Origin of the sequence: Mycoplasmopsis adleri, from assembly GCF_045276205.1 — a bacterium.
Taxonomy (GTDB): Bacteria; Bacillota_I; Bacilli_A; order Mycoplasmatales; family Metamycoplasmataceae; genus Mycoplasmopsis; species Mycoplasmopsis adleri.
The window spans coordinates 272,854-299,849 of sequence record NZ_CP174162.1 but is presented as its reverse complement, the minus strand read 5'-3'; the positions used below and the strand labels follow the sequence as shown (position 1 = coordinate 299,849).

General features: G+C 26.5%; 25 protein-coding genes. 5 read left to right on the top strand and 20 right to left on the bottom strand.

What is annotated here, in order from left to right; all coding sequences use genetic code 4:
- Window positions 1-31: 31 nt before the first annotated feature.
- From ACJA22_RS01275 to ACJA22_RS01205, 15 genes are all read right to left on the bottom strand, one after another.
- Entirely contained in the window at window positions 32-1,684 is a 1,653-nt protein-coding gene (locus tag ACJA22_RS01275) for an IS1634 family transposase (protein ID WP_406617326.1), read from the bottom strand.
- Between the two features lie 235 nt (window positions 1,685-1,919).
- On the bottom strand, window positions 1,920-2,945 hold the full coding sequence (locus ACJA22_RS01270) for a hypothetical protein (protein WP_406617325.1): 1,026 nt from the start codon (window positions 2,943-2,945) through the stop codon (window positions 1,920-1,922).
- Window positions 2,932-3,618, bottom strand: coding sequence for a hypothetical protein (locus tag ACJA22_RS01265; protein WP_406617324.1), 687 nt, complete (start codon window positions 3,616-3,618; stop codon window positions 2,932-2,934). Before ACJA22_RS01265 ends, ACJA22_RS01270 begins: the two co-directional genes overlap by 14 nt.
- Window positions 3,596-4,291 carry a hypothetical protein gene (locus ACJA22_RS01260; RefSeq protein WP_406617323.1) on the bottom strand — a complete coding sequence of 232 codons (696 nt, stop codon included), beginning with the start codon at window positions 4,289-4,291 and terminating at the stop codon, window positions 3,596-3,598. Before ACJA22_RS01260 ends, ACJA22_RS01265 begins: the two co-directional genes overlap by 23 nt.
- A gap of 310 nt (window positions 4,292-4,601) precedes the next feature.
- Window positions 4,602-5,495 (bottom strand): hypothetical protein, encoded by an 894-nt coding sequence (locus ACJA22_RS01255; protein WP_406617322.1) that lies wholly within the window; start codon window positions 5,493-5,495, stop codon window positions 4,602-4,604.
- A 12-nt stretch (window positions 5,496-5,507) separates the two neighbouring features.
- The gene (locus tag ACJA22_RS01250) at window positions 5,508-6,569 is read right to left on the bottom strand and encodes a hypothetical protein (RefSeq protein WP_406617321.1); all 1,062 of its coding nucleotides are present in this window, start codon (window positions 6,567-6,569) and stop codon (window positions 5,508-5,510) included.
- 411 nt (window positions 6,570-6,980) lie between these two features.
- Window positions 6,981-8,399, bottom strand: a complete 1,419-nt coding sequence (gatB, locus tag ACJA22_RS01245; protein ID WP_406617320.1) for an Asp-tRNA(Asn)/Glu-tRNA(Gln) amidotransferase subunit GatB — start codon at window positions 8,397-8,399, stop codon at window positions 6,981-6,983.
- Window positions 8,392-9,708: an amidase family protein gene (locus ACJA22_RS01240; protein ID WP_406617319.1), complete on the bottom strand. Its 1,317-nt coding sequence runs from the start codon at window positions 9,706-9,708 to the stop codon at window positions 8,392-8,394. The genes gatB and ACJA22_RS01240 overlap by 8 nt, the downstream gene beginning before the upstream one ends.
- Window positions 9,708-10,013 (bottom strand): aspartyl/glutamyl-tRNA amidotransferase subunit C, encoded by a 306-nt coding sequence (locus tag ACJA22_RS01235; protein ID WP_406617318.1) that lies wholly within the window; start codon window positions 10,011-10,013, stop codon window positions 9,708-9,710. The genes ACJA22_RS01240 and ACJA22_RS01235 overlap by 1 nt, the downstream gene beginning before the upstream one ends.
- An 11-nt stretch (window positions 10,014-10,024) precedes the next feature.
- Entirely contained in the window at window positions 10,025-10,876 is an 852-nt protein-coding gene (locus ACJA22_RS01230; RefSeq protein WP_406617317.1) for an RluA family pseudouridine synthase, read from the bottom strand.
- 47 nt (window positions 10,877-10,923) lie between these two features.
- Window positions 10,924-11,502 carry an SMC-Scp complex subunit ScpB gene (gene scpB, locus ACJA22_RS01225; protein WP_406617316.1) on the bottom strand — a complete coding sequence of 193 codons (579 nt, stop codon included), beginning with the start codon at window positions 11,500-11,502 and terminating at the stop codon, window positions 10,924-10,926.
- Window positions 11,492-12,259 (bottom strand): segregation/condensation protein A, encoded by a 768-nt coding sequence (locus ACJA22_RS01220; RefSeq protein WP_406617315.1) that lies wholly within the window; start codon window positions 12,257-12,259, stop codon window positions 11,492-11,494. The genes scpB and ACJA22_RS01220 overlap by 11 nt, the downstream gene beginning before the upstream one ends.
- A gap of 2 nt (window positions 12,260-12,261) precedes the next feature.
- Entirely contained in the window at window positions 12,262-13,005 is a 744-nt protein-coding gene (locus tag ACJA22_RS01215) for a lysophospholipid acyltransferase family protein (RefSeq protein ID WP_406617314.1), read from the bottom strand.
- A gap of 11 nt (window positions 13,006-13,016) precedes the next feature.
- Window positions 13,017-13,322 (bottom strand): 4'-phosphopantetheinyl transferase superfamily protein, encoded by a 306-nt coding sequence (locus ACJA22_RS01210; protein ID WP_406617313.1) that lies wholly within the window; start codon window positions 13,320-13,322, stop codon window positions 13,017-13,019.
- Window positions 13,323-13,493: 171 nt separating this feature from the next.
- Complete coding sequence (locus tag ACJA22_RS01205) at window positions 13,494-14,624, bottom strand: phosphate ABC transporter (RefSeq protein ID WP_406617312.1); 1,131 nt, start codon at window positions 14,622-14,624, stop codon at window positions 13,494-13,496.
- A 417-nt stretch (window positions 14,625-15,041) separates the two neighbouring features.
- On the opposite strand from ACJA22_RS01205, the gene ACJA22_RS01200 reads away from it, so the two are divergent.
- The 4 genes from ACJA22_RS01200 to ACJA22_RS01185 all read left to right on the top strand — a co-directional run bounded on the left by ACJA22_RS01200 (window position 15,042) and on the right by ACJA22_RS01185 (window position 20,023).
- Window positions 15,042-16,694: an IS1634 family transposase gene (locus tag ACJA22_RS01200; RefSeq protein ID WP_406617311.1), complete on the top strand. Its 1,653-nt coding sequence runs from the start codon at window positions 15,042-15,044 to the stop codon at window positions 16,692-16,694.
- A 324-nt stretch (window positions 16,695-17,018) separates the two neighbouring features.
- Window positions 17,019-18,548: an ABC transporter permease subunit gene (locus tag ACJA22_RS01195; RefSeq protein ID WP_406617310.1), complete on the top strand. Its 1,530-nt coding sequence runs from the start codon at window positions 17,019-17,021 to the stop codon at window positions 18,546-18,548.
- Window positions 18,549-18,556: 8 nt separating this feature from the next.
- Window positions 18,557-19,327 (top strand): phosphate ABC transporter ATP-binding protein PstB, encoded by a 771-nt coding sequence (gene pstB, locus ACJA22_RS01190; protein WP_406617309.1) that lies wholly within the window; start codon window positions 18,557-18,559, stop codon window positions 19,325-19,327.
- Window positions 19,328-19,651: 324 nt separating this feature from the next.
- Window positions 19,652-20,023, top strand: coding sequence for a hypothetical protein (locus tag ACJA22_RS01185; RefSeq protein WP_406617308.1), 372 nt, complete (start codon window positions 19,652-19,654; stop codon window positions 20,021-20,023).
- Between the two features lie 145 nt (window positions 20,024-20,168).
- On the opposite strand, the gene ACJA22_RS01180 is transcribed toward ACJA22_RS01185, so the two are convergent.
- The 5 genes from ACJA22_RS01180 to ACJA22_RS01160 form a co-directional block, all read right to left on the bottom strand.
- Window positions 20,169-22,211 (bottom strand): DUF885 family protein, encoded by a 2,043-nt coding sequence (locus ACJA22_RS01180; RefSeq protein ID WP_406617307.1) that lies wholly within the window; start codon window positions 22,209-22,211, stop codon window positions 20,169-20,171.
- Between the two features lie 44 nt (window positions 22,212-22,255).
- A complete protein-coding gene (locus ACJA22_RS01175; protein WP_406617306.1) occupies window positions 22,256-22,609 on the bottom strand; it encodes a hypothetical protein in 354 nt (117 codons plus the stop codon).
- A gap of 368 nt (window positions 22,610-22,977) precedes the next feature.
- Window positions 22,978-24,288 (bottom strand): ribosome biogenesis GTPase Der, encoded by a 1,311-nt coding sequence (gene der / locus ACJA22_RS01170; RefSeq protein ID WP_406617305.1) that lies wholly within the window; start codon window positions 24,286-24,288, stop codon window positions 22,978-22,980.
- On the bottom strand, window positions 24,278-24,958 hold the full coding sequence (gene cmk, locus ACJA22_RS01165; protein WP_406617304.1) for a (d)CMP kinase: 681 nt from the start codon (window positions 24,956-24,958) through the stop codon (window positions 24,278-24,280). Before cmk ends, der begins: the two co-directional genes overlap by 11 nt.
- Before the next feature lie 72 nt (window positions 24,959-25,030).
- Window positions 25,031-25,486 (bottom strand): hypothetical protein, encoded by a 456-nt coding sequence (locus tag ACJA22_RS01160; protein ID WP_406617303.1) that lies wholly within the window; start codon window positions 25,484-25,486, stop codon window positions 25,031-25,033.
- 305 nt (window positions 25,487-25,791) lie between these two features.
- Between ACJA22_RS01160 and ACJA22_RS01155 the strand changes: the two genes are divergently transcribed.
- The gene (locus ACJA22_RS01155; protein WP_406617302.1) at window positions 25,792-26,991 is read left to right on the top strand and encodes a hypothetical protein; all 1,200 of its coding nucleotides are present in this window, start codon (window positions 25,792-25,794) and stop codon (window positions 26,989-26,991) included.
- Window positions 26,992-26,996 lie beyond the last annotated feature (5 nt).

The window sequence follows — 26,996 nt, the reverse complement described above, 5'->3', positions numbered from 1 at the left end:
CTCATCTGTTTGATGAGCTGTTTTTAATAATTTAAAATTTTAATTCATTTAAAATTCTTAAATATGTTTGATAATCTTGAATTGCTTGATTATTGTTGTCGTTAATAATATATTCTTCACTTTCAATTTTTCCGTCAATAATCTTGCATGTTTTGATTGTTTCTTTTATTACATCTTGTAATTTTTTGATTGTGATTTTTTCATCTACAACACCGAGTTCTTTCAAACCTTTGTTTAAATAATAAATAACAAAATTTAATAAAACAAGAGATAAGAAGCAAAGTACGAAATGACCTTCAATATGCTTTTCACTTCATACATAAATAGGTATTACAGCTAAAGCACTTTTTAAAGCTCTAAAGTTTGATTCTATTTGTCATTGTTTTGAATATAAATTCACAATTTCTTCAGGTGATAAATCAAATCTAGAGGTTTCATAAGCATAATATCCGTCAAACTTTTCATCTTCGATAATTTTGTCATAGTTAAGTTTGTAATAACCTTTACCACCAACTTTTTCGAAGAATTTAAATTTCTTTTGACCGAACATTACTTGATCATGAACTAGTCCGTCTTTATCTTGTCTTTTAATAAAATTATCGATTAAAATTTGTCTATCATTTTTATCTTTTAATGCTCTTTTTTTACTATATGTTACTACCAATCTTCTCTTGTGTCCGTTTGCTCTTCTATTCTTTCAAAACGAATAAAAAGTAGTTTCTTTATATTTAAAATTATTGTCTCCAAAATAGCCGGATTCATCTATTGCAAAGGTCTTTCGGTCATTTGAAGCCGCTTTTAATCTATAAGATAAAATGTAATCAATATCGTTATCTTCTAAGAATCTTATGTTTCTATTTGTACTCATTCCTCTATCAGCAATGAGTGTTACTTTGTTTAATTCATATTGTGATTTTATATTCAAAATAAAATTAATAAATGTTGATGCATCAGCAGTGTTCCCTTTGAATAATTTATAGTGAATTGGAATGCCGTTTTCATCTGTTGCTAAACCTAAAACAATTTGATCTTCTTTGAATTTTCCATCTTTAGAATAACCTGGATATCTCAATCCTTCTCTTACAAAACTTTCAAAATATACCGTTGAAGAGTCGTATCAAATAATATCTATTTTTCTATTTTTATCTTTGATCAATGTATCGTTAACACTCTTTAAAATGTTATTTTTATTTTCAGCTAAATAGTCTAAAGTATTATAAAATGTCGTCTTTTCAACTTCTAAATTTATATTGAATTTGTCTTTATTTTTAAAGGATGAAAGCATGCTACCCGGATTTACAATTCTATTTGAAATCATATATTTTAATAAATCATTTAAATACTTGGATTTTGATACTTTAGCATCTTTAAAAGGATTTAATTTTTCTAAGAAACTGTATAACAAATCATATCCATAATTGAACTGTTTTGTTTCAATTTTAACCTTGCTTATATCTAACTCTAATTGTCTAATTATCATATTTCTATCTCAATCAGTATTGTAGTTTTGAGATAGTTTTTTAATTTTTTCTACTGGATCAGAACAATATTTTTCTCATTTTTCAACTGTACCGATACCGATAGATTTCTTATAACCTTTGCCAAATCCTCCTGAAAGTGCTAAAGATAAGTAAGTAGAGTTCTTATTTTTTCTTGAAATTAATAGTCATTTGTCTTTTTTCATATCTTTATTATACCACAAATTACAATGTAATTATGTTAAAAAATAACTTTTTTTTATTTATATATAAATAACACTGAAAAAAGTAATAAAAAAAGAGCTCCAACTTGGAAACTCAGGATAAATAGGCAATTCAATTCAAAACAACATATATATAATTGTTTTAATTAGACTTAGTATTAAAAAAGCGCCGCACATTATAAATACAAGTTTCAAATGTGTTGCACTTCTTTATTTTTTAGTTGTAATTGTTTATAAAATTATCTAAGTTTTTTAAATCAGATGTTTTTAAAGTTAGATTAATAAGAATGTTTTTGAATGATTTGCTTTGTTTTATTATTTGAATTTGGTTCGATTTTAAGGAAACGTAATAATTCTTAAACTCTTTACTAAAGTTTTCTGATTTAAGTTTTTTATCCAATATCAATAAATCATTTATGTTAAAGGTATTTAGTTTATTTAAAGCAGAAAGATATCCATCGAAATAGTATTTTTGTAAATCTGTTTCAAGTTCACCATTTTCTTTGATTTTATAATCAAAATCTGGAAGTTTGTTATTGAAAACAATTGTAAAATTAGCCGATTGATCTTTTAGAGAAAATTGATAAAAGGTTTTGTTACCTAGAACAAATATTTTTTTATAATCATATTTTTTGAATAAATATTCGTTTAAAAATTCTTTACGAAGTTCATCATCATCAATTCAAAGTTCATTGGTTCCATTTATTGCATGACTTTTATCTATATTATTAATAAATAAAATTTTTTTAACTTTATGAGAATTATTAAATGATTCGATATCTTTGAAAAATTCTCTTTTATTTCTAGACATAGCTTCCATTGTTTGAAATAAAAGGTTTCTTTTATATTTAGGATTTGCTAAAGATATTTTCATTAATGTATATCAAAAAGATTTATTTTTTGAATCTGATAAAGATATTTTATATAGTAAATAACTTTCATCTTTTATAGTGTTATTATAGATTACTTTGAATCCTAGAAAAAAACTTAAAAATACTGAAACTATTGAAAGCACTCACATTGCTGCTGCGATATAGGCAGATAAATATGAAACTGGGTGCTTTTCGCGGAATATCTCATTCCTAGTTATTTGAAGGTTTATCGTGTCTACCGCTAAAAATGTATCGCATATTGACCAAGCTAGCATAACAATTAAAGTAAAAAATAAAAGTATTGTTGATCATAAACATTTTAATGTTTGTTTTTTAGATGCTTTTAAATTTAATCAATTAATAACCATCATATACTCCTTTTAAATATGAAGACCCTCATTTTGCTTGATTTAAATATTGCAATAGTCTGTTAATTCTATACTCATTAAAAGGAATGTGATTTGACTTAAAAATAGATGATATTATTGTTAATGAATCTGAAATATTAATAATACATTCAATATAAGCGGTGCTTTCATGAATTTTATACATGTCTTCATAATTAGTGGATGTATAAATATTCTTTAATTTAATAACTGATGTTTCAAACTTTTCTAAATTATAACTTAAGTTTTTGACATCATATAAAGCCAAAATTAATTTTGCAAAATTATTCCCGCTCGATGCGTCACGAACAATATCAGCGAATGCTGTCCCGCCTGAAATTGTATTTAATACTGCAGATGATGTTTTCGAAAGAGCATCTAAATTGCCAAAAACAGATGTAACTAAAGAAACGGTTGTCAAAAATTCTGACATTCTGCTATCAAAATATTCGTCATTTAATTTTTTATTTGTATCTAATATAGCGTCATAATTTTTTCTAATCGGAATAGTCATATCATATAAAGTGTCTATAATGCTTAAATCCGTTGTCTCTAAATCTTCTTTAGAAGATAATTGCATCCAGCCGTGTGTTTTAAATTTATTTATTTCACTTGTTTCTTTATTTATAGTTGTATTATGAACTGTGTTGATAATCATATTGTCCTCTTAATTTAAAAATATTGCGTAAATTGGTTAAATCTAAAATGTAATTGCAAATTTTAAGCAGGTTGAAATAAATCTCTTCAAGATTTGTGCAATATTTATTTGCAAAATCATTTAGTACATTAATATCTATTTTATTTGACATGGCAGATTCATTTAATAATGAAATATCATATATCGCATCAACTTGATCGTTTGGATTCTTAATTTCAGTTTTTAATGAATATTCTTTTAATATATTCAAGAAATAATCTGAATAAGATTCAAGTTTAAAATTTGTGTCTTCAAAATTGATTGTATTATCAGAGGTTAAAACTTTTATATTTATTGTAAAAGTGTTCGCTGAATAAGGAATATTTATTATATAAGAAGCTAAATAACCGCTGTTTGGTTTTAACTCAACAATGTCAAAATTTTCCAATAAAACTTTTCTAAAACTTTCAAAACCTTGTTTATGTATAAATAAATCAAATTTATTATTTCAAAAATAATCATGATTTCCATTTAAAATTAAATTGATTCTTTGATCATAAACTAAATCTAAATTATTTTGTTTTAATGTGTCTATTATCTGACTTAAATCTTTTTTAAATAATTCATATTGTTGATTGTATTCAACTTTAATATTATTTTCTTTTATTCAAGCAAGTCTTAAATAGTTCATCATTTTGTGGCGTTCTTTTAAAGTACTTAGAAAAAGCTTGCAATATATGTATGAAATATTTTTTCCGATAACTTTGTTTCACAATAAGTAAGAGTTAACGAATAAAGATATTGTTGATAAAATTATTCACAATGCGCCTACTGATAAAAAGGCTATATATCGCGTTTTATTGAATCATTCGATTTTAATTACAGATATTAAAATAGTAAATAAAATAACAATAGCATATGTGACAGAAAGAGATATTAGATATGTATTTGTTTTTTTCTTGTATTTTTCAAATGATTGTTTTGATATTGTAAAATCATTATTTTTAGTATCCGTCATAATCCCTCAAAATTAAATTAGCGTTATCTTTAGCGTTTGATAAATATTGAATAAGTGCGCCCATTCTATAATCATTATATGGTATTGAGTATTTTGCAAATATTTTTTGTATTTTTTTCAGTGAATCTATAACATGTATAATTTTACTCATATAATCATAGTTTTTATTCAAATAAGATAAATCTTGATATCTGTTTGACTCTATCATGTCATATAATGACCCGCCTTCTTTCGCTACAATGTCGAGGCAATCAGAGAGTATCAATATATCAGAACTAATTTCAAGTAATTGCTTTTTAGCTATTGTCAAGCCTCCATCACTTTCTATACTGCCAACAGTTCCAACATATGAAACTAAAGCAGCAATAGGTGTAGAAATGGCATTAACGCCAGGTACGAACAGCAAAATTGCTCCAGCTATGCTGAATATCGAGGCAACAGTGGCAGCAGTAATTTTTTGAGCATTTATTTTCTTAATTTCTTTTTTCATTTTTTCTTCTAAATCTTTTACCTTATTCATATCTGCAGAAATCTCATTTGTAAATTCTTTTAAAACAGATAAAATACTTTCGCTTCTTTCCGCTGCATATAAATAATTAGTAGAAATTGATTTTAAATTTAATTTAGATTTAAGAAAATTAGCTTTTATATTCTCATTCTTTATATTCTTTTTATTTTCATTTTGAATTAAAATAAGATTATTCAAATTTTTTATTTTTGAAATATCTTTTACGAACTTATTTGTATTTTTATCAAAAAGACTTACGTCAACTCCATATTGAGCTATTTTCGATAAAAATTCATCAATAATGTTTTTTAAATTATATTGATCTTGTTCAATGTTTGATTCATCGTTTATTTTTTCATTATAAACAATCATGATGACTTCTTTCTAGATTGATTGACGTAAATAAATGTCAATAAATCTCATAAAATTAAAATAAAAATATTCAGAATCCTCGAACTCTATAAAATTTTGAGCAGGATTCAATTTTAAAAAATTTTCAGGTATAAATTTAATACCATTCATTTTCTTTATAAAATACTCTTTCATTTGAATTGGTATATGAAATATATTTCCATAATTTTTAATATCCAATCCATATTCAAATTGACATATTTTAAAAATTTCAAATTGATAATTTCTAATTGCATAAATTAATTTAAATTTTTCAACTTCAAATTCTATTTCATCATTATTTTGGGTTCTATAAAGAAAATCTAATAATTTCTTACACTTTAAAATCTTTTTGCTATTTGATACAAATTTGTATATATTTTCATAAGCATCTAGCGGTGTTCAAGAAAATGAAAGAATTTGAAACTTAATATTTGAATGCAAAAATTTGATAAATGATTTTATCAATTGTGGATAATCCTTTTTAGTAAAACGATTTAATATGCACTCTAAATCTTCAATTAAATCTTTAGGATCTTTTTTATTTAATCCAGAGGCATTAGATAATAATTGGAAAAATTTGCTACAAAAAGAATGTTCAATCGCGGTAAACTTAACGTTATCTATTTCTATTATTGAATTATTATCAATATCTTCAATAACAACTGTTTCAAGCAAAAAAGAATCACTTTTATATGTTAATTTTCAAGATTTTTTTATTTCTGTGTTTTTTCTTCCTGTTTCATAATCATCAAACAAATGATTAATCATAGTATCAATTAAATCATTTTTCGCTTTTAAAGATTCATCAAAGGTATTCAAAATAAAATCTAAATCATTAGGAGCCCTAAATATTACATTTTGTTTTATTAATGAATAACTCCCTTTAATAATTATGTTTTGATTATATGCGGTTAAAAGTTTCGCTAAAATGTCATATTTTTGATTTTTCTTGTTCTGTTCTTCTATGATTTCTTTAAGCTTCTTCTTATAATTAGTGAAACAATAAAAAAGCAATATAAACTTATAAAAAGTGATTTTTCTTGTGTGAATCATATATAATCACAAATTTATCATTTCGTGTTTACATGTATTTATAACAATTATTTTAACAATTCATAAAATAAATAAAATAGCAAGAAAAATTCATATTATAAATTTGTTATGTTGAAAATATATAACGCTAATTAAGATACCAAGTAATATATTTATAATTTCAAATGATGATATTAAAATATAACCAACTATAAATTTTTGATTTTTATGAATTTTACATTCATTCATTATATTTTCATACATCTTTTTTAAACGGATACCTCCATTGTGGTTATTTTCACCACATAAATATTTTAAATCTGTTTTTAATCTAATTAAAATAATTATTTTGCAAATGTGAAAAATTTTCATAATAAAAAATAGCCAAATGATTTTGGCTAAAATAACTATAAAATAGTATAAAACAACTTTTTAGTTAAATTTATTTTTAAGTATATCAATTAAAATTTCATTTGCTTTTGTAGGATTTACACGACCACCTGAAACCTTCATTAAATTACCAAGAATAAACTTAATAACTCTTTCTGATCTTTCAGGATACTCAGCAACTACTTGTTCATTTTGACTAATAATTTCATTAATTCAATTAGTAATTGTTTTCTTATCACTAATTTGCATTAAATTATTTGTTTTGATTAAAGCAATTAAATCACCTTCGAAGTTAACTAATAAAGGTATTAATGCTTTAAATGATTTACCTGAAATATTTTCTTTATCAAGTTCCGCCAAAGCACCTTCAAGATATTTATTTTTAATATTTAACTTTGTAGGATGAATTCCTTTTGAATTAGCTAATGATACTATTTCAGCAAAAAATAGCTTGCTTAATTTATTTCTATCGGCATATTTGATTGAATCAAAATACTCTGCTAATTCTAGATCGTTAACTAAACTTTTAATATAAATGTCTTGAATTCCTTCGTTTTTATATCTTTCTTCTTTTTCTCAAGGTAATTCATTTAATTTAACATTATTAATAAATGATTTACTTAATTTAATAAAAGGAATATTGGGTTCTGGGAAATATTTGTAATCAATAGCACCTGTTTTAACTCTCATTAAAACTGTACTTTGAGTTGCTTCATCATATCTTTTAGTTTGTTGTTGAATGGTTTGATGATTTAAAATCATATTTTTTTGTCATTCAATTTCATATTCAATAGCATTTTTAATAGCTCTGAAGCTGTTCATGTTCTTAATTTCAACTTTAGTTCCAAAACCATTAAATCCTTTAGGTCTTAGTGAGATATTAACATCTGCTCTTAAAGAACCTAATTCCATTTTGGCACTTGAAATATTTAAACTCAAGGCAATTCTTCTAATCATGTCTACATAAGCAACAGCTTCATCAGCTGAACGAATTACAGGATGTGAAACAATTTCAATTAATGGAACGCCAGCACGGTCGTAATCTAATTTAGTATATTCATCATGGTGTTGTCTTGCTGTATCTTCTTCAAGATGAATTCTTTCAATTTCAATCTTTTTCTTGCCATTAGATGTATCTATAAATAGATATCCTTCTGAACCAATAGGTCTATAAAACTGTGTTATTTGGTAACCTTTAGGTAAGTCTGTATAAAAATAATTTTTTCTATCGAAGTGTAATTCATCATCAATAGTCATATTTAAAGCTTTAGCTAATTTAACACCTGAAATAACTGCTTCTTTATTAACTAATGGTAAGGTTCCAGGGTATCCTAAATCGATTTGGCTTGCGCAAGTATTTGGTTCTGCATTAAAATCATTTTTAGATGGAGAAAACATTTTAGTTTTTGTATTTAATTCTAAGTGAATTTCAATACCAATAATAACTTCAAAATTATTCATGTTTACCTCCTAAAAATTCTTCTAATCATAAAGCAGATGAAAGCAATTTTTCATCTTCATAAATTTTTGAATCCACAGCTAAATTAACAAATAAATTACCTTTTTTAATTCATGGAATTGTTAAAGAAGGATTGCCGGCTAAGTTTGAACCGGTTAAAATATATTCCATATAGCTATGATCTTTATTTTTATCGCTATCAATATAAGGAGCAACATCAGCATAAGCCGGATAAATTAAAATATCATATTTTGAATGTAAGTTATCAAAATAATCTTTGATAATTCTTCTAACTTGTTGAGCTTTAATAAACATTTCTTTTTGATTATCTGCATGTAAGAAGTATGAACCTAGTGTTAAACGAAGTTGTACCATTTTTCCAAAACCTTGACTTCTAGTATTAGTCATAATTTCTTCTCAATTAGCACCATTTAATCTATTTCCAAAAGCAATACCATTTAAGTTAGATAAGTTACTTGATGCTTCTGAAAATGAAATAACTTCATAAACCGGTTTAATAGCTTTTAAGATTTTTTCATCAGATTCGATAACATCAACTTTTACTTCTTTGCCTAATTTATTGACTAATTCGTCTAAAGCTTCTTTAACAAATGGTTCGCAATAATTAACGTTTAATACACCAATTTTCTTAGGTTTTGCTTTAGTAATATTATTGATTTTAACCTCAACGCTAGTCATATCTTTTTCATCTTTGCCATATAAAACTTGTGAAAGCACAGCTATATCATTAACGTTGTGAGCAAAATAAGCAACAGTATCTAAACTAGAAGCAAAAGCAAATAAACCAAAACGACTTATAGCTCCATAGCTAGGTTTAAAACCAACTTTACCATTATAACTAGCGGGGAGTCTAACTGAGTCTCCTGTATCAGAACCTAATGCAAAAGAAACATTATCAGTTAAAGTAGCAACTGATCCACTCGATGAACCACCTGCTAATCTTTCTTTATCAAAAGGGTTTCTAACTAAACCAAATGCACTATAAGTTCCTGTACCACCTAAAGCTAATTCATCACAATAAACTTTAGCAACTCTTAAAGCCCCAGCATTTATAAGTTTTTGAACAGCTGTAGCATTATAATGTGGTTTAAAATTTAACAAGATTTTACTTGAAGAGGTAGCAACTTGATCATTAGTTGCATAGTTTTCTTTAATTGTGAAAACAGCATTATCTAAAACACCTTTACCATCTTTAAGTTCTTTATTATATAAAGAAGCAACGCAATTATTTTTATTGTTTTTCAATTCTTTTAAGGCTGCTTGAAAATTACCTAAGTTTTTTAATTTCATTATTTCACCACCTTATTAGTAATAATATAATCTGAATCATGTTCTTTTGTGTTGTCTAATAAATCTTGTTTTTTAATGCTAACTAATTCTGTATTTACTTCATCTTCACGAAGAAAATCTACAATTGGAACTTCATTAATATGGCTTAATGGCTTAACATTTGTTGTATCAAAATCATTTAATGAATCTATTCTTTTTGAAAGATCTTTTCATAAAAGTAGAATTTGGTCTAAAACAGCATCGTTAGTGTCTAGCTCAATTGATTTAACAATTGTTTTCAATTCTTCTTTTGTAATTTGCTTCATAATTACTCCTTTTATCAATTAGGTTCACAAATAAAAGTCTTGTTATTTAAATAAGCTAATTTTCCTTCTAGGTTTTTAAAAGTTAATTTATATGAATGTAAAAACAATCTTTTGTCTGGTTTCCCACCATATTTTTTATCACCATAGATAGGTCAATTTAAATAAGCCATAGTCACTCTTATTTGATGTTTTTTGCCGGTTAATAATTTCGCATAAAGCTTATTATTTTCTTTAAAAATGTAGGTTTCAGCTTTTTTATCATCAGGATAATATGGCTGATTTGTCGCCATCATTTTCTTTAATTTTTCATCATGATGTATATAAAAAGACACTATTTGATCAGGTTCATTATAGTCACTTTTCAAAGTATATATTTTGTCAAATTTGCCTATTTTACTGTTTAATTCGGTAACTGCAGCATAATTTTTAGCGTATATAATTAACCCGCTAGTTTCTTTATCTAAACGCCCAACATGACTAACTTTAAATGCTGAATCTTGCTTGTAATTTAAATATGATAAGACTTGGTTATCTAATGAATTTTTAGAACCATGCACTTCAACATTATTTTGTTTATTTAAAATTAAGATGTTGTCATCTTCATAAATAATTTCACTAGTTAATTTAATTGAAGCATCATAAGTATATAAATTTAAATCATCATTTTCTACACCATAAACTTCAATTAAATCGCCTGCATGTAAAATTAAATTCTCATCATTAGTGCGTTTAGAATTAATCTTAATATCTTTTTTTCTTAAAATTTTATAAAGATGAGAAGTCGGCATATGTTTAAATACACTTTGAAGATATTTAAACAATTTACGTCCTTCATCATCTGCTTTTGCTATAAGTTTTATCACTTTTGCCTCAAAAATAATATATGGTGCCAAAGCAGCACCATTTTTTATTAGTTATTATCCATTCTTTGACTATCAAATAAGTTGAAGTCTTCAGATTCGTTTTCAACTCCATCAACAAAGTTGAATTCAGTTAATTTTGGTAATTCACCAAGTGATTTAATTTTAAAGTAATCATAGAACTTGTTAGTAATACCATAAAGCACAGGGTTACCTGGGGTTGGGCTAATACCAACTTCTTCAACAACACCTTTTGCTAATAAAGTATTTAAAACTTGTTCGCTAGCTACACCACGAATGTTGTTAATCATTGAACGAGTTACAGGTTGTTTGTAAGCTACAATACCTGCTACTTCAATAGCAGCATTTGATAAACGGTGTTTTTTAACAACTTGCACCATTTTTGTAATGTATTCTTTGTAAGTTTCTCTAGTAGCAAATTTATAAACTTCGTTAAATACAACTACTTTTAATGCACCATCTTGATCATTATAAGCTTTTACAAAATCATTAAGTACTTTTCTAGCTTCAGCTAAGGTATTTAAGTTAAAAATATCTTTAACTTGTTGAGGTGTTAAGCCTTCATCACCTTGTACATATAATAAAGCTTCAAGAATTTTATTTTTCATATTCTGGTCCTCTTTCAAAAGTTATTTCACCAAATTGTTCGTTTTGTTTCATAATAATTATTTGTCTTCTAGCTAGATCTAAAACAGCTAGTAAGGTAATCACAAAGTGATTTAATGATGGTTGACTAAATATCATTTCAAAAGTTACTTTATCACATGAATCAAATAGATTCATAATGAATGGAATCTGGTCTTTAGGAGTTAAATTAAAAGTTTCAAGTTTAGTTTTTCTTAATTTTTGAGCATATGTTCTTTCGAACATTTTTCTTAAAACAGTAATTAATTTAAGAGGGTTACTTGTTCCGTCAAGAGCTGTTTTATCGTCATCTACTAAAAATTCATCAATATCACTAGGAGCTTTAATGAATATTTCTTTTCTTAATTTTTCTTGTTCTCTTAATACAACTGATACTTCTTTAATTTGTTGATATTCATATAAACGTCTAAGCAATTCACGCTTGTCTTCTTCAATTTCTGGTTTTTCTTCAGGAGTATAAAGCATCATTTTTGCTTTTAAGGCAAGCAGGGTAGCTGCCATAACTAAATAATCACTTGCAATATCAATTTCATTTTCTTTTAAGTTTTCAATAATTTTTAAATAAGCTGTCGCAAGTTCAGCAACGTCAACTTCCATAATGTCGACATTCTTTTCTTGAACTAGCGCTAAAAGTAAGTCTAATGGTCCATCAAAGTTTTCAAGTTTAATGTCATATTTATGATCATTAGTTGCATATAGTGAATCTGTAAGTCTAGCCATAATTATTCACCTTCTTTCAATGCTTTTTCAATAGCATCTTTAACTTTATTAGCAATTGCTTGTGATTCCATAGTCATAAATGTAGAAGGTTTAAGAGCTGGTAAGAATTTAACAGTAATTACACATTTTTTAAATCTTCTAGGGTTTAGTGCATTTCTTGTATCTGAAATAGCAACTGGTACAATTGGTAAGTATTTATCGTGAGCTATTTTAAATGCACCGTGATGAAATTCACCTAAACCATCTTCTTTAACTCTAGTGCCTTCTGGGAAAATAACACCAAAAGTTAAGTTTTGTTTTACAAAATTTCCAAAATCTTTAAGCGATTGCATTGTTTCTCTTAAGTTGTCTTTATTAACATAAAAAGTGTCTAATAAGCTTAAAGCATTACGAGTAATTCTTTTTTTAGTTAATTCTTTTTTAGCAATAAATGTAGGCACTTTATGATCAACTGCTTCTTCTTTAGTTTGCTTTTGAAGGGCATAAACAAGCACTATTGGGTCAATATTTGATTTATGATTAGGTGTTAAAATTGCTGGTCCTTTTCCTAAATTATCATAACCTTCAACTTTAACTTTTACTCCGTAAAATCATAAGAATAATTTTGTTTTCTTTAATAATCAGTTGTATCTTTGCATTGTTGGATAGTAATTTGGATCCTTACGATATTTTCTAGCATAAACATTTACTCTTCAATAGTTTCAAAGAAATATTCATCAGAAAAATATCATCTTAACTATGAACATATTCTTCCTCCTTAATTTTTATAAACTATAGCGATTACCATATCATCCTCATTGGAAGTTGAAATTTCAAAATCTAAAAAATGGTATTTCCCATCAATTTTAGTTATTGAAATTTCCTTAAATTTATTAAGTTTGCCATCAGCTTTTAAAAGCGCTTCTTTAATGGCTCAATGAGTTGCTGCATATTTACTTCTTAAAATTGAATTATCTTTAATTTTGTTAAATTCAATAATTTCAGCAGGTGATAAAAATCTTTCTATAAAATCGTCACTAACATTATCAAAACGATTAATTTTTGCTAAGTCTACTCCTAACATAATTAATATTATAAATTATAATTTAATACTCATATATAAATATTTAGATTATATGGCTTGTGGACGAGTTGATAAAAGTCAAATAAATCAATACCTTGAAAACGTAAAATAAAAATATCGTTTTTTAAACGATAAATCGGGTGATTAAAAGCATGATTAACTCAAATCTTATTATTTAAAATCTGGTTCCAGTAAATTTGCTAAGTTATCTCATTCAGCCATTGAGTCATTTTTTAAATTAAAGTTGTCTAAGATTTCTTTTTGCATAATTTTAGGATTGGTTGTATTTAAATATGTTAGTGAATCTTCTTGATAAACTTTTCTCATCTTTGCTCTATTAGGCGGAGCAAAGACAGCTTGTAAAAATTCAACCTTTTTATTTAAGTGTGTATTCAAACTAAACGAAAGATAAAAGCCTCTTTTTCAAGGGTAATTTTCAACTTGAATTTCATCAAGCGGATCTACTTTTTTATTATTTGATGCATCTAAATAATTAAGAATGTAAGCATCATTATTTTTGAAATTATCAAGGTTCTTTTTAACAAAATCTAGTGGGAAAAATGCAATAGAAATTTTATTCATATTCTTCATTTTAATTCAAGTTTCACTGCTTGAATCATTGCTTAATTCAACTGGATATTTTGTTTTACCTTGAGTATTTTCTAGGAAGCTTTTAGCTTCATTATTAGGAGTAATATCAAGATAAGGATTTTGAGCAACTAATGCTTCTGCTGTTCCGCTAAAATCAGTTCCGCCGCTTTTATAAATTGGAATAACTTGTTCATTTTTTAGGGAATCAATTTTAGTAGTTGCAATATCAAAAAGTGTTAGTTCATTTTGACCACCAAAGCTGTTTAATAGTGTTTTTCAATTATTTTCATTAAAATAAAATGGATGGTTTTTGAATGTATTTTCAAACTCTTTTGAGTTCATTTTACTCTTAGGAATTCTGACTACAAAAACTAAATTTTCTTTAGCTACTAAAATAGTTTTTATTCTATTTTTAATAAATAATTCTTTATTTTCTTCGCTTATATCATGTCTTGGTTCTTTACTTAAAGAGGCAAAATCAGTACGATTTTCAAGCAATAAACTTAATCCGCTTCCGCTGCCTCCACCCGAAATATTCATCTCAAATTTTTTGTCTAATACTTTGCTTAAATCACTTAAAAATTGCATCATGCTATTTGAACCTTTAAAACTAATAACTGACGCATTATAGGCACATGAAGAACTAATGGTCACTAAAAAACCACTAGCAAAAGTTAAAATTGGAACGAATGATTTTATTCGTAATTTCATATCAAAATTATATAGATTATTCCGTTAATAATCAAAAAATTTAAGCATGAAAAAATTAGATTTTTTTATATTGAGTTTTTTAAATAATTTCATAAAAATTTTGTTATTATAAAGGTAAATATTAAAAGGAAAAGATGCAAAATAAAGTCCTATCAAAAGACAAAAATAGAACTTTAAAATACACCTCGCTAGTATTCGCTTATCTGGCGCTCGCTCTTTTACTCACCTTTGTTTTATACATCTTCTTAAAATCATTATTAAGCTGAAAAACTTTTGGTTATAAATTATTTTATTTTGATTTTCCTGAGTTTCCAAGTTGGAGCTCTTTTTTATTACTTTTTTCAGTGTTATTTATATATAAATAAAAAAAGTTATTTTTTTACATAATTACATTGTAATTTGTGGTATAATAAAGATATGAAAAAAGACAAATGACTATTAATTTCAAGAAAAAATAAGAACTCTACTTACTTATCTTTAGCACTTTCAGGAGGATTTGGCAAAGGTTATAAGAAATCTATCGGTATCGGTACAGTTGAAAAATGAGAAAAATATTGTTCTGATCCAGTAGAAAAAAATAAAAAACTATCTCAAAACTACAATACTGATTGAGATAGAAATATGATAATTAGACAATTAGAGTTAGATATAAGCAAGGTTAAAATTGAAACAAAACAGTTCAATTATGGATATGATTTGTTATACAGTTTCTTAGAAAAATTAAATCCTTTTAAAGATGCTAAAGTATCAAAATCCAAGTATTTAAATGATTTATTAAAATATATGATTTCAAATAGAATTGTAAATCCGGGTAGCATGCTTTCATCCTTTAAAAATAAAGACAAATTCAATATAAATTTAGAAGTTGAAAAGACGACATTTTATAATACTTTAGACTATTTAGCTGAAAATAAAAATAACATTTTAAAGAGTGTTAACGATACATTGATTAAAGATAAAAATAGAAAAATAGATATTATTTGATACGACTCTTCAACGGTATATTTTGAAAGTTTTGTAAGAGAAGGATTGAGATATCCAGGTTATTCTAAAGATGGAAAATTCAAAGAAGATCAAATTGTTTTAGGTTTAGCAACAGATGAAAACGGCATTCCAATTCACTATAAATTATTCAAAGGGAACACTGCTGATGCATCAACATTTATTAATTTTATTTTGAATATAAAATCACAATATGAATTAAACAAAGTAACACTCATTGCTAATAGAGGAATGAGTACAAATAGAAACATAAGATTCTTAGAAGATAACGATATTGATTACATTTTATCTTATAGATTAAAAGCGGCTTCAAATGACTGAAAGACCTTCGCAATAGATGAATCCGGCTATTTTGGAGACAATAATTTTGAATATAAAGAAACTACTTTTTATTCGTTTTGAAAGAATAGAAGAGCAAACGGACACAAGAGAAGATTGGTAGTAACATATAGTAAAAAAAGAGCATTAAAAGATAAAAATGATAGACAAATTTTAATCGATAATTTTATTAAAAGACAAGATAAAGACGGACTAGTTCATGTTCAAGTAATGTTCGGTCAAAAGAAGTTTAAATTCTTCGAAAAAGTTGGTGGTAAAGGTTATTACAAACTTAACTATGACAAAATTATCGAAGATGAAAAGTTTGACGGATATTATGCTTATGAAACCTCTAGATTTGATTTATCACCTGAAGAAATTGTGAATTTATATTCAAAACAATGACAAATAGAATCAAACTTTAGAGCTTTAAAAAGTGCTTTAGCTGTAAGACCTATTTATGTATGAAGTGAAAAGCATATTGAAGGTCATTTCGTACTTTGCTTCTTATCTCTTGTTTTATTAAATTTTGTTATTTATTATTTAAACAAAGGTTTGAAAGAACTCGGTGTTGTAGATGAAAAAATCACAATCAAAAAATTACAAGATGTAATAAAAGAAACAATCAAAACATGCAAGATTATTGACGGAAAAATTGAAAGTGAAGAATATATTATTAACGACAACAATAATCAAGCAATTCAAGATTATCAAACATATTTAAGAATTTTAAATGAATTAAAATTTTAAATTATTAAAAACAGCTCATCAAACAGATGAGTTGTTAAAAATTACATTGTAAAAGTTGGAAACTCGGGAGACAAAAATAGAACTTTAAAATACACCTCGCTAGTATTCGCTTATCTGGCGCTCGCTCTTTTACTCACCTTTGTTTTATACATCTTCTTAAAATCATTATTAAGCTGAAAAACTTTTGGTTATAAATTATTTTATTTTGATTTTAGTGTTAATGGTGTTAAGGGGGCTTTATATTTCCCTTTAATTACTAGTATAATAATCGGAATTTTAACCTTAGCAATTAGTTGTCCTATTAGTTTAAGAATAGCCATCTTATTGTTTTATCGGAATAAAAATCCTTATGTTTATAAAACTTTTAGGTTTATTTTCTTAATTTTAGGAGGTTTGCCATCTGTACTTTATGGTTTATTTGGCTTGATGGCTTTAAGTTGAATGAATCAAAAAGTTTTCAATATGGAAAATGGCGCTAACTTATTTAATGCTACTTTAGTGTTAGTTTTAATGTGTATACCTACGATGGTTAGATCAATTTTAAGTCAGTTTGAAAAAGTTGAAAAAAGCTTAAGTTTATCAGGTTATGCAATTGGTTTAAGTGAGTCTCAAATTATTTATAAAATCATCAAGAAAGCTTCTAATAAACAACTTGTGTTAATTTATTTAAGTTCATTTGCTAAAGTTATTGGAGAATCTGCTGCCTTAATGTTTATATTAAATAGCAACAGTTTTATTAATAACTTTAAAAATATCAAAGACTTTTTCAACTCATCAATGCCCCCTTTAGCAGTATTTATTAACGCTAATTTCTTTGCTGAAAATGGTGGTGTTGTCTCAAGAAGCTTTATGTTCGCTTTATCATTTATCTTGCTTATCATTATCGCTTTTGTTAATGGAATTATTGTAATTATGCTAAATACAAAATTCAAAAAACCAAAGTGATTAGAGAAGTTCAAAACATGGCAAGAAGTTAAAGATTTTGTATTAAGAAAAAGCAAAAATTATAAAGTAGTAAATACTTTATATTCTATAAAACAATGATTTTGGGAAATTTTATCATTAATATTTGTCTCTCTTTTCTACATATGATTCTTGTCTGACTTATTTTATAGAGTGTTTAATTTCCTTAATTTAAAACTTATTAATAGTGAAGTAAATAACGGTAATTTTAGAGCATTATTAAATACTTCTTATATTTCATTAATAGCAATTATTTTAACCTTCCCATTTGCCTTTCTAGTTACAATTTACTTTGTTGAATTTAGTAGAAACAATAAAGCTAAAATCTTTTTTGAAAACTGTGTGTTAGTTACAACTTCAATACCTACATTGCTTTTTGGAGTTTTTGGAGCTGCTATATTTTTAGGAACTTTCCAATTAGCTTTAGGTGGAAGAAGTAGTAATTCCTTATTAGCCGGTGCTTTAACAATTGCTTTAATTTTGTTTGCTTATTCTTGCTCATGAATTAAAGATGCTCTTAAATCAGTGGATGAAAATGTAAGAATTTCAGCAGCTGCTTTAGGTTTAAGTGAAAGTGCAATTTTATTTAAAATAAAACTTCCTAAAATTTGACCTAAATTATTAAACGTTGTAGTTTTAATGATTGCTAAAATCTTTTCAGAAACTGCACCATTTATTTTAACAAGTGGTTTAACTAATTCAAAACATTTTAGCTTATTACTATTTGGTCAAACTATTACAACTAGAATGAATGCTCAATTATCACTAAGCAGTAAATATGCTATACCTACTATGTATTATTGTGCAATGATGTCATTTGTATTAATTACTACACTCTTATCATTTTCGGAATTCATTATTCCAAAATTAGGAAAGAAGCATAAATATTAAGGAGACATATGGAAAATCAAATAATTTTTAAAATTGAAAATGTTAATTTTTGATATAGCAAAAAGTCAAAACAAATATTAAAAAACGTTAATCTTGATTTATATAAAAATGAAACAATAGCGCTTATTGGACCAAGTGGATGTGGAAAAAGCACAATTATTAAACTTTTGAACAGAATTCATGGACCAAAAAATAATAATGTGTTGCAAGGTAAAATAACTTATGAAAACAATGATCTTTTTGCTAAAAAATCAATTAGTGATATTGAATTAAGAAAACAAGTTGGTATGATATTTCAACATCCAAGTGTGTTTCCTTTATCTATTTATGATAATGTGGCAATAGGTTTAAGAAACATAGGGATAAGAGATAAAAAAGAATTAGATTCAAGAGTTATTGAAGCTCTAGAAAAAGCTGCATTATATAAGGAAGTTAAAGATAAACTAAAAGATAGTGCTGATGATTTAAGTGGAGGACAAAAACAAAGATTAGCAATCGCAAGAGCTATCGCTTTAAAACCTCAAGTACTTTTAATGGATGAACCAACCAGCGCTTTAGATCCAATTGCTACGCAAAAAATTGAGAACTTAATTTTGCAACTTAAAAAAGATTACACAATTATTTTAGTAACTCACTCAATGGCTCAAGCGCAAAGAGTAAGTGATAAAACTGCTTTTTTCCTTGACGGTGAATTAATTGAAATAAATTCAACTCGTAATATTTTTACTAAACCAGAAAATGAAAAAACAAAAGATTATATTATGGGAAAGTTAGGTTAAGAATATGGCTACTAATTACAAAATTTTAAAAAACACAGAGGAAAACATCAAAAAAGAATTTTTTGATTATTTAAACCATGCTTATATGATGCAAATCAATTAATTGAATTAATCAAATTAGCTATCGAGAACAAAGATTTAACAGATTTATTTAAAAAGATTGAACTAGAAGAACATCAAAGCGATTTAACTCAAGTTAATACTATTGAAGAATTAATATGAGATATTTCGAAAGATCAACCATTGCTTAGTCATTTGCGCTGATATATTTGTGTACTAACATCTTCAAGTGATATTGAAAGAATTTGTGATTATTTATTCTTTATGTCTCGTTTTATATATCAAAATCCTAATATATCTAAAAATGTTTTGGAGATTTCTCTTAATTTAAGTATTGAATTAAACAAGATATTTGAAGAGTATATTTCAAGAATTAAAGATGAAAAATCAACTAAGAAATTCTTTGAAGAATTCAAAATCAAGAAAATTGAATATGAAGATTTATGCGATAAACAAATTAAAAAAGTAGCTAAAAAAATAGATGCTAAAAAGTATGAACAAATGATTAAGTTCTCTTTTGAATTTCACTCGTATTATAGAATTATTGAACGCTTGGAAAACATCATTGAAAATTTAATTTTCATACATGATACTGATTTCTTCAGAAAGAAAATTGAAAACGAAGAGCAGTTCTAATTTTAATAATTAGCCTGTTTTATAGATAAAAAAAGAAAAAGACAGTACCAAAATATACTGCGTTTTTTGTTTAATGAAATTTATTTAATTTGGTAAATGTAGTTTGTAATTTGTCTTACAGCATCCATTGGATGAGCACCATTTCTTAACATAATGTCAAATAATTTTTTGGTGTTTTCATGGTTGTTTTCTTCAATAAATTCTTTTCTACCTTTTTGTTGTTTTTATATACGCTCTTGTAAATATCCATAAAGATTTCTTTACCTGAGTTGTATGATGTTGCTTGACCAACACATGTAAAGTATCTAATTGATTCACTAGAAATATCACCAAGACCTAAAGCTGAGTTAGCTTTCATATATTCTCTAGCTTGCATAATAGATGCTCCGCCTTTAAGACCTTCTCTACCAGTAACATTTCCGCCGTTGTATGCTGTATCAATTGATAAACGCATATTACGTAATTGTGCTTCGTTTAATGCACCAATGAATTGAAGAATGTTACATAATTCAATAGCTGCTTTAGCTCTTGCACTTTCATCTGTGTATTTATTGAATTTATTTACTTTATTTCAATATACACCATTGTGAAGCATTTTAATTGCTGCTATATCATTGGCACTAACAGTTGCTTGTTTGCTTTCTTCTTCAGTGTAGAAGTTTGTAATACCTTTAGCAAATTTGAAGTTAGTTGGCATAGCGTGTAGATTTGAATTTTGATAATCAGGTGTTCCGTAGTAACCCGCTTCAATACCGAATCATTCCATAAATAATGCTCAACCTTCAGTATATGATGTATAGTCAAAGTTATCATGAAGTTCTACACCTTCTACTTTTGCTTTATGGTCAATTGCATAGTAGATTTGGTTGTGGTGTCCCATAACACTTTCATGGTTTGCAAATGATGTTACAGATCATTTTTGTAATGAGTAGTAAGGATCTGCATTAAACATGAATTTTTGTACTTTGCTTTCGTAAGCGCCTACCCCAACTTTGTCTCTATCTTCATATTTATATGTTTGAATTTCAAAGTTAGGAGCTGGGTATTCAAAGAATGAGTTTCCAAATGGAACCGTTGAATTTTTAAATTGGTAGTATGCTACGAATGCACTTAAAGCACCATCATAAAATTGTTGATCTGTAATAGAACCATACATTTTGTCTTTATTTGCTGGGTCAATTAAAAAATCATAGCCAAACTTTGTGAGTTCTGCTTTACCTTCTTTGGCACCAGGTTGTTTATTTAATCAATCCATAAATTCAGGTGAGTAAATTGTTTTATCTTCTCTACCAAAGAAGAATGCTTCATCGTTAAGTCATTTAAAGAAGTTTTCACGATTAATTTTTCCAGTATTATCTCTAATAACTATTTCTACTTCAGTTGGTGTTTCTGGTCCTACACCATCTTTATCATATTTGATGGTTTCTTTTCATTCGCTAGTCGCATCACCTACAATAATTTCAGCAATTCTTTCAGCAGCTGCAACTGTGTTGTCAACATTAGCTTTTGTAGAATCATAACCTTTGTCATAAACATTTTGAGCACTTCAGTTTGAAGATGTAGCCATCTTTAATACTTGTTGGTAGATTTCTGGACCTACGGTTGGAATGTAACCTAAACCAGCATTTTCTTGTGTTAAATCTTTTTCTGTTAAACCTACACCATAAATTGGTTTCTTGTTAACATATAATATTCTTTCTTTATCTTTAGTAGTATTTGCTTTATAAAGTTTAATTTTTTCAATATTTTCACCTAAACCATATTTAGATGATTCGTAGTAAGTTGTGCAATAGTATTTGTAGAATTCATCGAAGGCTTTTTCTTTTGTGTTTTCAGCTTGTCTTGAAACATATTTTGTAAAGAATTCATCAATTGTCACTTCTTGTGTTGTTGTATCTTCCAAGAATGTTTTCAATTCAGTTTCGTACATTGTTCCTAAAATAAGATTAATATTTGTTTTAATAAAAATTTTTGAAGGTACGATTCCTTTTAAAACAGCTTCTTTAAGAGTTTCTAATCATCTTTGAGCTACTTCAGTTTGTTTTAATACTTCTGCACTTTCTATAAGAATTGATTCATAGAAACTATTAGCAATGTAACTTGAAGCAGGACCTCAAGTGTAACTTGGTAATAAATATCTAACATTTGACGTATAATTACCTTTTTCAACTTCTAGGTTATATTTCACACCATTATATCAAGCAATTAAGTTTGGATCTAAATCTTTGGTATCTAAAATATTTTCCTTGTTAAGCTTTTCAATAGTTTGATCAATAATTTGACCAATCTTAGTTGCTTCATCAGCTGTTGGGCTGCTAAAACTATATCTTTATTGGCACCGAAAGCAGTTTCTATTGCTTTATCTTTTTCTTCAATAATTGTATTTAAAGCATTTGCTAACTCTTTATTTGTTTTAGATGTTGGAGTTTCAGGCTTTGATGGATTATCTGGATTCTTTGGATTTTCTGGATCCTTTGGATTATCAACGTTTGTATCCTTTGTTCCACATCCAGAAGACAAAGCAACAAATGAAACAGCAGTCATTGTTGTCATTAATGGTAATGTTAATTTCTTAAATAATTTCATATTTTGTCCCTTTTAATAATCTTTTATTTGTTCAGCTTAATATCTATATTAAGCTACCTAAATTATAAAATAATCTATTTTTTCGATATTTTTGTATGGAAAAATGTGGAAATAATTCATTGCGATTTTGAGCATATAAAATTGTATTAAGACCTAAAATTCAATCAAATAATGCTAAATCTTCTGGATAAATTATTGCTTTTGAAACTTTGTGTTGCTTGTTGAATTAATTTGAAAGGTGAAAAAAACAAGTAACTATTAGAGTACTATAGCTCCTGCTTTGTGAAAATGTTAAAATAAAAAGCATACCTTTTGAATATGCTTATTTTTGAATAATTATGCTGTTTTATAGTAATTTTAGAAAATTATTATTCCATACCATTTGATTTATTTCTAAACACTAAATTGATTGGACAACCTGTATAATCAATTGATTGTCTAATTTGTTTTTCAAGGAATCTTTTATAACTAAAATGTAAATATTTTTTGTCATTTACAAAGAAGATAAAAGTAGGTATTTTGTCTTCAGTCTTTCTAACAAAATAAACATTCAATCTTCCACCGTTATAAGGAGCAGCTGGTTGGATTAATTGAGCTTCTCTAATTAAATTTGAAAGTAATGATGGTTTTACATCTCTTTCTAGGTTCATTTTGACTTGTAAAATGGTATCAATTAATTTTGAGATTCTAGCACCAGTCTTAGCAGATATGAATTCAACTGGAACTCATGGAACGAAATGAAATCTATTTTTCATCTTCTTTTTAAAGTCTCCCATAGTATATTGATCTTTTTCAACTAAATCTCACTTATTAACACATAAAATAATTGGTTTATTATTTTCTAAAGCATAGCCAATGATTCTAGCATCAAAGTGGCTTAATTCTTGTGTTGCATCAATTAAAATAATTGATAAATCTGATTCATCTAATGATGTCATAGCACGCATTAAAGCAAAATGTTCAACCGAGTCTTCAATTTTACTTTTTTTAGTAATTCCGGCTGTATCAATAATTTCAAAGTCTTGGCCGTTAATTTGTACTAAGCTTTTAACACTATCTCTTGTTGTGCCTGCTATATCTGAAACAATTGAACGATTTTCATTGCATAAATAATTAAGGAGTGAGCTTTTACCAGCATTAGGACGACCGATAATTGAAAGTTTGAAATGGTTTGAAGTTATATCATCATTTAAAGTTAAGTATTTTAAACATTGATCCAAAACATCACCTACACCATTACCGTGTAAAGCACTAATTTTAAAAATGTGGTCAACACCAAGTGAATATCAAGAGTAGTCAAATTGCGAAATATTATCTAATTTGTTAGCTACAACAACGATTGGTTTACCTGATTTTTGCAACATGTTATAAATCATCTTATCATCATTTGTAATATCAGAAGCACCTTCAACCATAAAGATAATTACATTAGCTTCATCGATAGCGATTTTTGCTTGAATTTGAATTTGTTCTTGAAATGGTCTATTTTCGATTTCAATACCACCAGTATCGATTAAATTAATTTCTTTTCCATTTCATGTAAAAGTTTCATAAAGTCTATCTCTTGTTACTCCTGGACGATCAAAAGTAATAGAACTTTTTTTACCAACAAGCCTATTAAATAGGGTACTTTTACCAACATTAGGTTTACCAATAATAGCAATTACATTATTTTTCATTTTGAATTCTTTCTTTTGCTAATTTAATAATCCAATCAACTACTTCATCAAAAGTCATTAATGTACAATCAATTTCAATCGCATCTTCAGTTTTATGTAATGGGTCAGTTTCTCTGTGGGTATCTTGATAATCACGAGCAATAACTTCTTTTAAGACAACATTAAAATCTGTTTCGAAGCCTTGTTCTTTATTTTGAATCATTCTTCTTCTGGCTCTTTCTTCTGGAGTTGCATTAAGGAAGATTTTTAACTCAGCATTAGGCATTAATTTAAAAGTTGTATCACGCCCATCCATAATATAACCTTTATGAGCTTTAGTAATTGCTTGAATAAAATCAACTACATAAGTTCTAACTGCATGATATTGAGCAATTGTTGATGCTCCTTTTGAAATAACATCTTCTCTAATTTCATGTGAAACATCTTCGCCTGATAAATAAATGTGTTCATTTTCATCAATTGAAATGTTAATATCTTTTAATGTACTTACAATACCAACTGTATCATCAAAGCTTATTCCTTTACGGTAAGCATTTAAAGCAATAGCACGATATACACTACCACTATTTATAAATGTATAATGCAACCTTTTAGCAATTTCCTTTGAAACTGTTGACTTACCAGCACCGCATGGTCCGTCAATTGCAATATTAATTTTTTTATTATGCATAACTACTCCTTAAAATAATAATATGGTGAATATTAATATAAAAATATTTTATATTATACCAATAATCAAAAGCTATTTTTTAATTTCAAGTACATTCATTGTAATTTCTGTTGTATTATCAAAAGAAACCGTATTTTCCTTGAATGTTGAACCTTCTTCAATGAATGGATTTTCATCGAGCTTTAATGAATTAAGCAATTCATTTGAACTAAATGAAAGAATTTCATTAAAATCATTCTCACTGTATTTTAGAACTTCATAATCAAATTTTTCAAGATCATTTTCGAGTGAATCTAAAAACTTAGAATCTAAAGGTTTAATAACTTGTTTGTAATCCAACTTAAAATTTTTTAAAGATTCTTCAATTGCTTTAGTGTTTGAAACAATTAATTCATTTTTAAAAATCATCTTGAATTTATCATAATTTTCAGACAACTTTTTATCTTTTTTAAGAAGACTTCAAAATAGATTTTTATCTGAATATGCATCTAAATTACTGCATGGTTCAATACTTAACTTTTTATTCATATTTTAATTATATTAAAAAATACTAAAGTGGTTCATTGTTTGTAAAAATAATCTGCATAATTTTGGCAATTTATAAATGTGTAAATTCAATATATCATGATGATGCGTTAATTTAGTTTCTAAACATTCATGATAATCATGATGCCTTTAATTAAAACTTGGTGCTATTTTCCTTATTTCATTATTTTATAGTTGAAAAACAAAAATATTGGCTTAAAAATAATCGATTTTTTAACTATATAAAATTTATTAATAATTTTCAGTTTTTTAATATCAAAAATTCAAAATAGAATTAAAATTTTAGAATGAAAATTAAAGAAAAATTGTCTGAAATACCTTTAGCAGTTAATACTGTCGCTTTAGGTACAATGGGTATCTCTGCCTCATTAACTTGTTTAACAACAGAAGTATATAAAAGTGCTAATAAAATGAACTTACCTATGAGTGGTTTATATTCACTTTTAGGCATCCATATTTTTTGCATTTGTGTATGTATATTTTATTTAACTTTACTTGCAATTAAATTATCAATAGTAGGTTTTCAAAAGTTTAAAGAAGACTTAGTGAATCCTGAATTAACTGGACCCTTAGCAGTTACATTACTTGACTTTTGTACGTTAACAAATTCATTTGGTTGAATATATACCAACTTTATAACGGATTCAAAAACACAATGAGGCTTATTACTATCAGTTAATATCTACACAGTAATAGTTGTATTTTTCCAAATTACATACTTCATTTTGTTTATTAAACATATTTGATTTAAAAAAGCTAGTTGAACTGGAGAAATATTCGCTTCTTGATTTGTTCCTTTAATTGGGGTTTCAATTACACCAGGTTATATTAATAATTTAGGTGATATATTACCCGCATTATTTTGACAAATTGAATGGTTTATTGGTTTTACCACTTTTGCAATTATGTATCCACTAGTTTTATATAAATTCTTGTTCCAACCACATACTCACAAAAAGAATATTCCATCGATGGCTATTTATGCTTCACCAGCTAATATGTTAAGTATAGGTTTCTTATACGCTTTTGACCCACATCGTTTAGATCATGGATATAAATCACAAAGTGCTTTAAATAATGAAATCTTTTATCAAGTATTTGCTATTATGATGTTTTGTTGAGCAGCTTTAAGTGTTTGTTTATATTTAATTATTTTTGCTAAAGCAATGATGCTTCCAAAATATTCATATTCATGAGGAGCATTAACCTTCCCTTCATCAATTAGTGCTACAGGTAATGCTTTATATGCTCATTACTTATTCATAAATTCACATATTACAATTTATTGAACAGCTATCGCCTTTTCAGTCTTCTTATTAACTTTATCATTCATTATTACAGTCTTTGTTAATGTAAAATACGCTAGAGAATTAAATCGTATTTTTAGAGGTAAGGTTCATTTAAATAATAACAATAATCAACATAATACACCAGACTTAGATTCACAAATTATTACTAATGTAATTCCTAGTTTGTTTGAAAAATAAGCCTG